At 55.3% G+C, this 12041-nt stretch carries 14 protein-coding genes; 10 read left to right on the top strand and 4 right to left on the bottom strand.

Annotated elements, in window-relative coordinates:
• Positions 1-41 precede the first annotated feature (41 nt).
• The 5 genes from GTGU_RS09955 (at position 42) to GTGU_RS09935 (ending at position 5176) form a co-directional block, all read left to right on the top strand.
• On the top strand, positions 42-1049 hold the full coding sequence (locus GTGU_RS09955) for a taurine ABC transporter substrate-binding protein (protein ID WP_038156274.1): 1008 nt from the start codon (positions 42-44) through the stop codon (positions 1047-1049).
• The gene (locus GTGU_RS09950; protein WP_038156272.1) at positions 1046-1816 is read left to right on the top strand and encodes an ABC transporter permease; all 771 of its coding nucleotides are present in this window, start codon (positions 1046-1048) and stop codon (positions 1814-1816) included. The genes GTGU_RS09955 and GTGU_RS09950 overlap by 4 nt, the downstream gene beginning before the upstream one ends.
• Positions 1816-2592, top strand: a complete 777-nt coding sequence (locus GTGU_RS09945; protein ID WP_038156270.1) for an ABC transporter ATP-binding protein — start codon at positions 1816-1818, stop codon at positions 2590-2592. Before GTGU_RS09950 ends, GTGU_RS09945 begins: the two co-directional genes overlap by 1 nt.
• Before the next feature lie 113 nt (positions 2593-2705).
• Entirely contained in the window at positions 2706-3437 is a 732-nt protein-coding gene (gene rlmB, locus GTGU_RS09940) for a 23S rRNA (guanosine(2251)-2'-O)-methyltransferase RlmB (RefSeq protein WP_038156268.1), read from the top strand.
• A 116-nt stretch (positions 3438-3553) separates the two neighbouring features.
• Positions 3554-5176 (top strand): isovaleryl-CoA dehydrogenase, encoded by a 1623-nt coding sequence (locus GTGU_RS09935; protein ID WP_038156266.1) that lies wholly within the window; start codon positions 3554-3556, stop codon positions 5174-5176.
• A 40-nt stretch (positions 5177-5216) separates the two neighbouring features.
• Here the strand turns inward: GTGU_RS09935 and yjfN are convergent, their stop codons facing one another.
• Positions 5217-5492, bottom strand: a complete 276-nt coding sequence (gene yjfN, locus GTGU_RS09930) for a DUF1471 family protease activator YjfN (protein WP_084222770.1) — start codon at positions 5490-5492, stop codon at positions 5217-5219.
• A 142-nt stretch (positions 5493-5634) separates the two neighbouring features.
• Entirely contained in the window at positions 5635-5943 is a 309-nt protein-coding gene (gene bsmA, locus GTGU_RS09925) for a biofilm peroxide resistance protein BsmA (RefSeq protein WP_038156262.1), read from the bottom strand.
• A gap of 207 nt (positions 5944-6150) precedes the next feature.
• On the opposite strand from bsmA, the gene yjfP reads away from it, so the two are divergent.
• The gene (gene yjfP, locus GTGU_RS09920) at positions 6151-6879 is read left to right on the top strand and encodes an esterase (RefSeq protein WP_038156261.1); all 729 of its coding nucleotides are present in this window, start codon (positions 6151-6153) and stop codon (positions 6877-6879) included.
• Here the strand turns inward: yjfP and ulaR are convergent.
• A complete protein-coding gene (gene ulaR / locus GTGU_RS09915; protein WP_038156259.1) occupies positions 6876-7631 on the bottom strand; it encodes an HTH-type transcriptional regulator UlaR in 756 nt (251 codons plus the stop codon). The genes yjfP and ulaR overlap by 4 nt on opposite strands.
• Positions 7632-7736: 105 nt before the next feature.
• Positions 7737-8801, bottom strand: a complete 1065-nt coding sequence (gene ulaG, locus GTGU_RS09910; protein ID WP_038156257.1) for an L-ascorbate 6-phosphate lactonase — start codon at positions 8799-8801, stop codon at positions 7737-7739.
• A 368-nt stretch (positions 8802-9169) separates the two neighbouring features.
• On the opposite strand from ulaG, the gene ulaA reads away from it, so the two are divergent.
• The 4 genes from ulaA to GTGU_RS09890 are packed head-to-tail and all read left to right on the top strand — an operon-like array spanning position 9170 to position 12034.
• Positions 9170-10570 (top strand): PTS ascorbate transporter subunit IIC, encoded by a 1401-nt coding sequence (gene ulaA / locus GTGU_RS09905; protein ID WP_038156255.1) that lies wholly within the window; start codon positions 9170-9172, stop codon positions 10568-10570.
• A gap of 12 nt (positions 10571-10582) precedes the next feature.
• Positions 10583-10888 carry a PTS ascorbate transporter subunit IIB gene (gene ulaB / locus GTGU_RS09900; RefSeq protein WP_038156253.1) on the top strand — a complete coding sequence of 102 codons (306 nt, stop codon included), beginning with the start codon at positions 10583-10585 and terminating at the stop codon, positions 10886-10888.
• Between the two features lie 9 nt (positions 10889-10897).
• Positions 10898-11365 (top strand): PTS ascorbate transporter subunit IIA, encoded by a 468-nt coding sequence (gene ulaC / locus GTGU_RS09895; protein WP_038156251.1) that lies wholly within the window; start codon positions 10898-10900, stop codon positions 11363-11365.
• A 12-nt stretch (positions 11366-11377) separates the two neighbouring features.
• Complete coding sequence (locus GTGU_RS09890; protein ID WP_156964118.1) at positions 11378-12034, top strand: 3-keto-L-gulonate-6-phosphate decarboxylase UlaD; 657 nt, start codon at positions 11378-11380, stop codon at positions 12032-12034.
• Positions 12035-12041 lie beyond the last annotated feature (7 nt).

The raw sequence follows: 12041 nt of genomic DNA, 5'->3' as shown, positions 1-12041 counted from the left end.
GAGTTCGGGCGAAATATTCAGATCCAATACAGGAAAATAAAATGAAAAAAAGTCTCTGCTTATTAATTGCAGCGGGTGGCTTATGGGCAAATATGAGTTTTGCCGATACACCTGCTGAAGTTCGCGTGGCCTATAGCGGCGGTTCTCAGGTATTAATGCTGGCGAAAGCGGACGGTTCTCTGGATAAGGCATTAAACAGCAAAGTGAAATGGGTGCAATTTGCTTCTGGCGCCGATGCTCTGAATTATTTCGCCAGCAATGCAATTGATATTGCCAATTTTGGTTCCAGTCCGGCAACGGCAGGTATCGTGCGTAAATTACCGGTCGAGATTATTGGCGTTTCGGGAGTGATTGCCAGCTATGAACGGTTGATTGGTAAAAACGGCATTGTGAACATTAAGGATATCGAGGGCAAACGTGTGGCGTATCCGCCAAATTCAACGGCGCAGTATGCCCTCGAAGCCGCGATCAGCGTGAATAAACTGGATCGCAGCAAAATTACGCTGCTGCCGCTACGCCCTGCAGAGATGGTGGCGGCCTGGAAACGTGGCGACATTGATGCCGGTTATGTCTGGGCGCCGTTTGCGCAGGAGCTGGAAGCGTCGGGCGGCCATCAGGTGTTCGCCACCAAAGATCTGCAGAAAGATGGCTATCTGATTTACAACAACTATGTGGTTCGCAAAGCCTTTGCGGAACAGTATCCGGAAACAGTCACCGCCTTCCTGCGCGTGCATCAGCAGAAAGTGGATGAGTTCAGAAAAGATCCGGAACGTGCCGCCGCGATCGTCGCCAAAGAAGTAGGGGCACCGGTTACCACGGCAGCAAACACCCTGGGCGGGCTGGAATACCCCACACTTGCCCAACAAGGCACCGCTGACTGGCTGGGTGACGGGACGCAAACCACTGACAGCGGGATTGGCAAAGCATTAACCAAAACCTCCGGTTTCCTCGCCAGTATCGGTGAGATCCGCAAGCGTGATATTCCGGCCAACTGGGATACCGCGATTGATTCCCGCTACATTCGTGATGCGGCGGTGGCGGCGCAATGAGATTGAGTCAGCATATCGCCATCAGCGTGTTGTCGGTGGCGGTTTTCTTTATCGTCTGGCAGGTGGCGGCGACGCGGCAGTGGGTTGATCCGCTACTGTTGCCGTCGCTCACCGACATCGGGCTTACCACCGAAGAGTTGCTGTCGGACGGTTACCGTCAGGTGCCGCTTTGGGAGCACATCGCAGTGAGCCTGGCGCGCGCCCTGAGCGCGTTTGCCGTGGCGATTATCATCGGCATTCCGTTGGGTCTGCTGATGGGGTTGTCAGATGGCCTGGCGGCAGTGCTTAACCCCTTCGTGCAATTCCTGCGTCCTCTGCCAAAAATTGCGCTCATCCCCCTGGCGGTCGTCTGGCTGGGGATTGGCGAGGCGTCTAAGTTCTTCCTGATTTTTATTGCTACGTTTTTGAGCGTAGTGGTCGGCGCATCGGCGGCGGTTGAGCGCATTGGCCGCTCGCGGATCCGCGTCGCGCAGACGCTTGGCGCATCACGTCGGCAAATTTTTCTGCGCGTGGTGTTGCCGGACGCGCTGCCGGATCTTTTTACTACTGTCAGGCTGTCCATCGGCATTGGCTGGACGTCGTTAATCGCCGCTGAGATGGTAGCTGCAAGTTCCGGGCTGGGCTGGATGGTGATAAACGCCAGTTCTTATCTGCGCACCGATATCGTCATGCTCGGAATTTTATTACTGGGCGGCATCGGTTATTTGCTGGATCTGTTACTGCTGGGGCTACAGCGCCTGACAGTGCCCTGGGCGGGGAAAGAATAATGAGTGCTATCACCCTGGAAAATGTGTCGCTCTCTTTTGCGGCGAAACCGCAGCCGTTTACAGTGCTGGAAGATATCAACCTGACGCTGAACCGTGGCGAGTTTGTGGTGTTGCTCGGGCCCTCCGGATGCGGGAAATCCACCATCCTCAATCTGGTCGCCGGGTTTACGAAACCGGATCGCGGGCGGGTGGCGGCCGGCGGAAAAACGGTACGACAACCTGGCCCCGACCGCGGAATGATCTTCCAGCAACCCAATCTGTTCCCGTGGCTTTCGGTACTGGAAAACGTGACCTTTGGCCCACGTCTGGGTAAACATCGCAAAGACGAAACCAACGCGCAGGCGCAGGCATGGCTGGAACGCGTGGGCCTGAAAGGTTTTGAACATCACGCCCCCTGGCAGCTTTCCGGTGGCATGAAACAGCGGGTGGCGCTGGCGCGCGCCTGGCTTCCTGGCCCGGAAGTGCTGCTGCTGGATGAGCCGTTCGGCGCGCTGGATGCGCAAACCCGGCTGATGATGCAGGAACTGCTGCGTGAGGCCTGGTTATCCACTAACACGACGCTGCTCTTCGTCACGCACGATGTGGAAGAGGCGCTTTTTCTTGCCGATCGCATTCTGATCATGTCAGCGAAACCGGGGAGAATCGTTGATGAGATCATACTGCCCTTCGGGCGTGAGCGGGATATCGAAACGTTCGCCGAACACCCTGACTACAGCGAAATCAAACACCGCGTTCTGCATCGGGTGCGTCAGGAGGCGAAACGGCACTTACGCTAGCGGAAACGTGCGACAGGGTCGATTTGAACGCCGGGTCAGTTATAATAGGCACAAGTGAGTTGCCTCACGGCCTAATTTAACCCGGCGCACACCGCCCAAACCGAGTAAGTTCAATGAGTGAAATGATTTACGGCATCCATGCGGTGCAGGCCCTGCTTGAGCGCGCCCCGGAACGCTTTCAGGAAGTATTTATTCTGAAAGGTCGCGAAGATAAACGCCTGTTGCCGCTGATCCACGCGCTGGAAGCGCAGGGCGTTGTGATCCAGGTTGCCAGCCGGCAGTACCTCGACGAGAAAAGCGAGGGGGCGGTGCATCAGGGGATCATTGCTCGCGTGAAGCCGGGTCGTCAGTATCAGGAAAATGATCTGCCGGATCTGCTCGCCTCGCTCGATCAGCCATTCCTTCTGATCCTCGACGGCGTTACCGATCCACACAACCTCGGCGCCTGCCTGCGTAGCGCTGACGCCGCGGGCGTACATGCGGTGATCGTCCCACGCGATCGTTCCGCACAACTGAACGCGACGGCGAAAAAAGTGGCCTGTGGCGCAGCGGAAAGCGTACCGCTGATCCGCGTGACAAACCTGGCGCGCACCATGCGTCTGCTGCAGGAAGAGAACGTCTGGATCGTTGGTACGGCAGGTGAGGCCGACCATACGCTGCATCAGAGCAAAATGACCGGCCCGCTGGCGCTGGTGATGGGGGCGGAAGGCGAGGGGATGCGTCGTCTTACTCGCGAACATTGCGACGAACTCATCAGCATTCCGATGGCGGGCAGCGTCTCATCGCTGAACGTTTCGGTGGCGACCGGTATTTGCCTGTTTGAAGCAGTGCGTCAGCGAGGCTAATCGCCGGTAACCTCACAAAACCATCCTGCGGGATGGTTTTTTTTGCCCTCATTTCAGGCGTGACTGATAAAGGCTAACCATACTTATCAGGACAGCCATTGAAGGAGGGAAACGCAATGCACTGGCAAACGCATACCGTTTTTAATCAACCCACCCCGCTCAATAACAGTAATCTTTTCCTTTCCGATACGGCATTACGGGAAGCGATACAGCGTGAAGGCGCAGGCTGGGACAGTGAACTGCTGGCCAGCATCGGACAACAACTCGGCACTGCGGAGTCGCTGGAACTTGGGCGGCTGGCGAACGTCAACCCCCCTGAGTTGCTGCGTTATGACGCCACCGGTGAACGCCTTGATGATGTACGCTTTCACCCCGCCTGGCATCTGCTGATGCAGGGATTGTGTGCCAACCGGGTGCATAATCTGGCATGGGAAGATGATGCTCGCGTCGGATCGTTTACCGCTCGCGCCGCCCGGTTCATGCTGCATGCGCAGGTTGAAGCGGGAACACTGTGCCCGATCACCATGACCTTCGCGGCAACGCCGTTGCTGAAACAATCTCTGCCCGCGCCTTTCGCCGAATGGATGACACCGCTGCTGAGCGATCGCTATGATTCCCACCTGCTTCCCGGCGCCCAGAAGCGTGGTTTGCTGATTGGCATGGGGATGACGGAAAAACAGGGGGGATCGGATGTCCTCAGCAATACAACGCGGGCGGAAAAAACCGACGATGGTAGCTGGCGGCTGGTGGGGCACAAGTGGTTTTTCTCCGTGCCGCAAAGTGATGCGCATCTGGTGCTGGCGCAGGCAAAAGGCGGGTTATCCTGCTTCTTCGTGCCGCGATTTCTGCCGGACGGGCAGCGGAACGCCATTCGTCTCGAACGTCTGAAAGACAAACTGGGCAACCGCTCTAACGCCAGCAGCGAAGTGGAGTTTCTTGACGCATCAGGCTGGTTGCTTGGAGAAGAGGGCGACGGTGTACGGCAGATCCTCAAAATGGGTGCCCTGACGCGGTTTGATTGTGCGCTGGGCAGCCACGGGCTGATGCGGCGCGCGCTGTCGGTGGCGCTCTACCACGCACACCAGCGGCAGGTGTTCGGCAAAAACCTGGTCGATCAGCCCATGATGCGCGAAGTGCTGGCTCGCATGGCGCTGCAACTGGAAGGGCAAACCGCCTTTTTGTTCCGCCTGGCGCGCGCGTGGGATCACCGGCAGGATGCACAGGAAATGCTATGGGCACGGTTGTTCACCCCTGCGGCGAAATTTGCTGTCTGCAAAGCAGGGATCCCGTTTGTTGCGGAAGCGATGGAAGTGCTGGGCGGCGTGGGCTATTGCGAGGAGAGCGAACTGCCGCGTCTGTATCGCGAAATGCCGGTCAATAGTATCTGGGAAGGCTCTGGCAACATCATGTGCCTCGACGTGCTGCGCGTGCTGAGTAAACAGCCGGGCGCCATCGAATTGCTGAGCGAGGAGTGTGCAGAGGTGAAAGGGCAGGATCGCCATTTCGATCACGCCTGGCGCCAGTTCCAGCAACGGCTGCGGAAACCGTCAGAGGCGCAAGGGCGTGAAATAACGCAACAGCTCTGGCGGCTGGGCGTTGGCGCACAAATGCTGCGCTATGCGTCGCCACCGATAGCACAGGACTGGTGTCGAATGATGCTGGATACGCGAGGGGGCTCGCTGCTGAGCGAACAGGTTAAAGAGGATTTACTGTTGCGGGCAACGGGAGGCGGCCGCTAGTCCGGTAAGCGGGCAGACAGTGTAAGGTCTGCCCGAATAATCAGGCGTACAGGATCGCTTTCACGCGCCAGTTGTCGGGCTGCTGGTCTTCGTACATCTGTATGATGCGGTACCAGGATGCCCCTTGTTCGTCTGCCTTGGACGCTATAACTCGCTCAACATCCTGTTGACTACCAAAAATACTGTTGACGGAAATCAGCCCAATTTCATTTAACCCGGTGACACAATCCGCGCTGGCAAACTCTGCAGATTGCGCGAAGGTGGTATTCATTCCGGCACATAGCAGGAACGGGGATAAGGTCATTGATCGTTTCATCGTCAGCTCCATTTCACTTTACCCTGCGGTAAACCAGGGCATTCCATCGCAGGCGCTTCTCCTTATCAGATACTGCGCATTATGTCCCAGGAAACGTGAAGAGGCGCAAAGCCATGTAAAGTGACTGAAAAGATTCAGAATGTCATTTACGATACAAAATGGCCTGTGAATACCACTGACCCGGGAACTGCGTATCGTCAATCATTACAATGACGTAGTAATCCGCTTTGGCTGCAACGACTTTCTCTTTAATGGCGGCTTCTACGTCCATCGGCGAACCATGAACCAGCGCGCTCACGGTACCCATTCGCTGCAAACCTTCCGTCTGGTTACGGCGGATTTCCTGCGGATGATCGGAGAGCGGTGGAGGAGGTTCGGGAGTGCCTTCAAGCAGGGTACAACCACTCAGTAATACTGCCAGCATTAAGGGCGCAAACCGTCGCATAGCCATATCTCGTTTCCTGATAGTCATAGTGTAGTGGGTAATTTATTCCCATTCGGGGGAATGTTCCCGAAGTGTTATCTCGAACGCGATTTTCGAATGAAAACGTTACGAAAGCGTAATCCACATCGCAACATTATTAATCATTCTTTCCGTTAGATGCTTGCGGAATATCACTTCGCGTGGCATACCAGCGGAAAAAGAAGGAGGTGACACATGATCGAACTTGAAACACGTACTCTCGCCGGTGGTGAAATTCTTCATGCTTATCCAAAAGATGCGGCCATAGATACGCTTCCCTGCGTGGTGTTTTATCACGGCTTCACCTCATCAAAACTGGTGTACAGCTATTTTGCTGTTGCGCTGGCGCAGGCGGGGTTTCGCGTCATCATGCCGGATGCCGCTGAACATGGCGCTCGGTTTACGGGGGACGAGCAGGGGCGAATGGCGCGCTTCTGGCCGATCCTGATGCAGAATTTCCACGAGTTTCCAGCGTTGCGTGATGCGCTGATGGCGGAAGGTTGGGTGAGCGAAGGGCGTCTGGCGGTGGCCGGAGCTTCGATGGGTGGCATGACGGCGCTGGGTATTATGACGCATCATCCGGACATCGCGTGTGTTGCAAGCCTGATGGGCTCAGGGTATTTCAGCAGCCTCTCCAGAACGTTGTTTCCATCCACCGATGACTGGACGCCACAGGCGCAGCAGCAACTGGCGGAGTGGGACGTCAGCCGGCATCTGGATGCGCTGGCGAACCGACCGTTGCTGCTATGGCATGGCGAGGAGGATGATGTTGTTCCGGCAGCGGAGTCGTTCCGGTTGCAGCAGGCGCTTATCCTGCAGGGACTGGATGCCAGACTGACCTGCGCCTGGCAGGCCAACGTTCGCCATCGTATCACCCCTGAAGCCCTCACCTGTGCGGTGGATTTCTTTAAAAAACATCTTTAAACAAGGATCACCTTAACGCCCTGCGTTTCCAGATTTTTCAGGATTTCCGCGTCGGCCTCTTTGCCGGTGATCATCATATCGATTTCGTCGGCACGGCTGAACAGCATACCGGCGCGTTCGCCAACTTTGCTACTGTCGACCAGCACCACCAGTTTACCCACCACGTTAAGCATTTTCTGCTCGGCCATCGCCGTCAGCATATCGGTTTTATACAGCCCTTCTGTGGTCAGCCCTTTGCCGCTGGTGAACATCCAGTGCCCGGCATAGAGGCTGTTTTCGCTCCCTTGCGGGCTCAGTGTGATGGCATGGCTTTTGTTGTACTGGCCACCCATGATGATCACGCTGTCATGTTCCTGATCAATAAGGTAATTTGCCAGCGGCAGATAGTTGGTGATGATCTGCACCGGCTTGCCGCAGATTTCCCGGCCGAGCAAAAACGCCGTTGAACCGCAGTTAATCACCACGCTTTCGCCGGGCGTCACCAGTTGTGAGGCGGCTCTGGCAATGCGCACTTTTTCATCGTGATTCTGCGCCTGATGAATATTCAGCGGCGTCCAGCGCGGGCGCGGCTGGTTCATGGCTTCCGCCCCGTTACGCACTTTTTTCAGCTTGCCGCTTTCATCCAGCTTGTTGATATCCCGGCGTGCCGTCGCCGGTGAAATCCCCAGTCGGGCAATCACCTGCTCGACCGTGACGAAGCCCGTTTGCGCCAGTAATTCCAGCAGGATTTGATGTCGTTGTGCTTCCGTCATGAGCTGATCCGATAAAAAATGATGGATAAAGATGATATTTGAAACGGCATGAAATTACTAAGATTTCGTGTGGCGCGGGAAGCGAAAAGCCTCCCGCCCGACAGTTTACAGGAACGATTTAAATGGCAGATCCGGCTCCTGGCTAAAGCAGTCGTCAAACCCGCGTGGGTAATGGTATTCGAACCGGTCTTTATCCAGTGGCCAGGTGAACTTACCGCCTACCTGCCAGATAAACGGCTTAAAGCCATAGTGCAGCCGATCTTTTTTCATTTCCCACAGCACGCGGATCTCTTGTGGATCCGCCTGAAAGTTTGACCAGATATCATGATGGAAAGGGATCACCACACGTGTATTCAATGCTTCCGCCATCCGCAGGATATCGGCGCTGGTCATTTTGTCAGTAATGCCGCGCGGGTTTTCACCGTAGGAGCCGAGCGCCACGTCAATCTGATGGTCGTTGCCGTGTTTCGCGTAGTAGTTCGAGTAATGGGAATCCCCGCTGTGATAGAGCGTGCCGCCGGGCGTTTTGAACAGGTAGTTAACTGCTCGCTGATCCATGCCATCCGGCAATACGCCCGCTGCTTTTTGTTCCGCGGGCAGCGTGATCAGTGCCGTGCGGTCAAAGGCATCCAGCGCATGGATTTCAATGTCTTTGATTTTGACGATATCGCCAGGTTTGACCACGATGCAGCGTGATGCCGGTACGCCCCAGCCAGTCCACAGATCCACGCAGGTTTGTGGCCCGATGAACGGCACATCGTCAGCGCAATTTTGCATGACGGCGGCGGCGACATTCACATCGATATGATCGTTGTGATCATGCGTAGCCAGCACGGCGTCGATCTGACGAATAGCGAACGGATCAAGCACAAACGGCGTAGTACGCAGGTTAGGCTGCAGTTTTTTTACTCCTGCCATGCGCTGCATCTGATGGCCATTTTTCATCAGCGGATTACCATGGCTCTGCTTGCCGGTACCGCACCAGAAATCAACACAGACGTTGGTTCCGCCTTCTGATTTCAGCCAGATCCCCGTGCAGCCGAGCCACCACATGGCGAAGGTGCCTGGCGCTACCTGTTCCTGCTCGATTTCCTCGTTCAGCCAGCTTCCCCACTCCGGAAAGGTGTTCAAAATCCAGGATTCACGGGTGATGGTGTTCACTTTACTCATCGTCTCTTCTCTCAGCTTTAATCAATTTGAATCATTAAATGATTGGATTTGAGTCATCCTGACATCGTTTTTGCCTGATTGCAATAACCACTTTCGCCACTTTAGCCGCTTTATCTGGGCTACCGATACGTAATGGTAATACATTGAATTTCCATATAATTGCAAATCAATCAATAAGTTGTGATTGATTTCTGCCGAGGAGGAAGCGTCGTGACAAGTCCGTATGAAACGCGGGGAAATAAATTGCGGTGCCAATCACATTTAATCAAATTTAATCTTGTTGTGATTACTTTTGATTATTAGAGTGTGGACACAAACGAAACCGGGCGGGTCAGCTGCCCGACGTTGTCCCCCCTATGGAGAGCGTTATGGAGATCCTTTACGACATCTTTACCGTGTTCTTTAACCAGGTAATGACCAACGCCCCGCTACTGCTGGGTATCGTGACGTGCCTGGGCTACATCCTGCTGCGCAAAAGCGTCAGCGTTATCATCAAGGGAACGATAAAAACCATCATCGGCTTTATGCTGTTGCAGGCGGGGTCCGGCATCCTGACCAGCACCTTCAAACCGGTCGTGGCGAAGATGTCCGAGGTCTACGGCATCAATGGCGCTATCTCTGATACTTATGCCTCAATGATGGCTACCATCGAACGCATGGGGGAAGCCTACAGTTGGGTGGGGTACGCCGTGCTGCTGGCGCTGGCGCTAAACATTGTTTACGTACTGCTGCGCCGGGTGACGGGGATCCGCACCATCATGCTGACGGGTCACATCATGTTCCAGCAGGCCGGGCTTATCGCCGTGTTTTTCTACATCCTCGGCTACCCGATGTGGACCACTATCATCTGTACCGCAGTTCTGGTCTCACTGTACTGGGGGATCACCTCTAACATGATGTACAAACCCACCCAGGACGTAACAGAAGGATGCGGTTTCTCCATCGGTCATCAGCAGCAGTTCGCCTCCTGGCTGGCGTATAAGCTGGCACCGTATCTCGGCAAAAAAGAAGAGAGCGTGGAAGATCTCAAACTGCCGGGCTGGCTGAATATCTTTCACGACAATATCGTTTCAACGGCTATCGTCATGACGATCTTTTTCGGCGCGATTCTGCTCTCGTTCGGTACGGGCACCGTGCAGGCGATGGCGGGGAAAACCCACTGGACTATCTACATTTTGCAGACCGGTTTCCAGTTTGCGGTGGCGATTTTCATCATCGTGCAGGGGGTTCGCATGTTTGTGGCCGAGCTTTCGGAAGCCTTCAACGGGATCTCCCAGCGTTTAATCCCTGGCGCCGTGCTGGCTATTGATTGCGCGGCTATTTATAGCTTCGCACCGAATGCCGTGGTATGGGGCTTCATGTGGGGCACCATCGGGCAACTGATTGCGGTCGGCATTCTGATTGCCAGCGGTTCTTCCATTCTGATTATCCCCGGCTTTATCCCGATGTTCTTCTCCAACGCCACCATCGGCGTCTTTGCTAACCACTTTGGTGGCTGGCGGGCGGCGCTGAAAATTTGCCTGGTGATGGGCATGATTGAAATTTTTGGCTGCGTCTGGGCGGTGAAACTCACTGGCATGAGTGCCTGGATGGGTATGGCGGACTGGTCGATTCTGGCACCGCCGATGATGCAGGGGCTGGCGTCCGTCGGACTGGCGTTTATGTCCGTCATGATCCTCATCGCCCTGGCATACATGTTCTTCGCGGGCCGCGCGCTACGTGCCGAAGAAGATGCAGAAAAACAACTCGCAGAACACTCTGCGCAATAAGGAGTTCCGATTATGACCGTACGTATTCTTGCCGTCTGTGGTTGTGGGCAGGGCAGTTCCATGATCATGAAAATGAAAGTCGATCAGTTCCTGACACAGCAGGGTGTCGACCATACCGTCAACAGTTGCGCCGTAGGGGAGTACAAAAGCGAGCTGAGCGGCGCGGACATTATTATCGCCTCAACCCATGTTGCCAGCGAAATCAGTGTGTCAGGCAACAAGTATGTGGTGGGCGTGCGCAACATGCTTTCCGCCGCAGACTTCGGGCCAAAACTGATGGAAGTGATCAGCGCACATTTCCCGAAAGACATGAAATAAGGACTCGCCATGAAATTACGTGATTCGCTGGCGGAGAACCATTCCATTCGACTACAGGCCGACGCTGATAGCTGGCAAGCGGCGGTGAAAATCGGCGTCGATCTGCTGGTGGCCGCAGACGTCGTCGAGCCGCGTTATTACCAGGCCATTCTTGATGGCGTCGAACGTTTCGGCCCGTATTTCGTCATCGCGCCGGGGCTGGCGATGCCACATGGCCGCCCGGAAGAAGGGGTGAAAAAGAACGGCTTTGCGCTGGTGACCCTGAAAACCCCCATGGTGTTTAACCATGAGGATAACGACCCGGTCGATATCCTGATAACCCTGGCGGCGGTTGACGCCAGAAGCCATCAGGAGGAGGGCATCATGCAGATCGTCAATCTGTTTGAAGATGACGCTAATTTTGACCGACTTCGCGCCTGCCGTAGCGAGCAGGACGTACTGGATTTAATCGACCGCGCCACCGTAGCGGCAATATAAGAGGAAACAAACATGTCTCATTCATTACCGATGCTTCAGGTGGCGCTGGATAACCAGACGCTGGCTGATGCCTACGCCACCACACGCCTGATTGCCGAAGAAGTCGATATCATTGAGGTCGGCACCATTTTATGTATTGGCGAGGGCGTACGCGCCGTGCGTGACCTGAAAGCGCTCTATCCGCATAAAATCGTGCTGGCGGATGCCAAAATCGCTGATGCCGGAAAGATCCTCTCTCGCATGTGTTTTGAAGCGCAGGCCGACTGGGTGACGGTGATCTGCTGCGCAGACATTAACACCGCCAAAGGGGCGCTGGACGTGGCAAAAGAGTTCAACGGCGACGTGCAGATCGAACTGACCGGCTACTGGACCTGGGAACAGGCGCAGGCATGGCGTGACGCCGGCATCGGGCAGGTGGTTTATCACCGCAGCCGTGATGCACAAGCGGCCGGTGTGGCATGGAGTGAAGCTGATATTACGGCGATTAAACGGCTGGCAGAGATGGGCTTCAAAGTGACTGTCACCGGCGGCCTGGCGCTGGAGGATTTGCCGCTGTTCAAAGGCATTCCTGTTCATGTTTTTATTGCTGGTCGCAGCATTCGTGATGCCGCAAGCCCGGTGGAAGCCGCACGCCAGTTCAAGCGCGCTATCGCCCAGTTATGGGGTTAAGGAGCGG

Source organism: Trabulsiella guamensis ATCC 49490 (assembly GCF_000734965.1).
Lineage (GTDB): Bacteria > Pseudomonadota > Gammaproteobacteria > Enterobacterales > Enterobacteriaceae > Trabulsiella > Trabulsiella guamensis.
The sequence above is the reverse complement of the archived record's forward strand: the minus strand, read 5'-3'. Positions and strand labels throughout refer to the sequence as shown.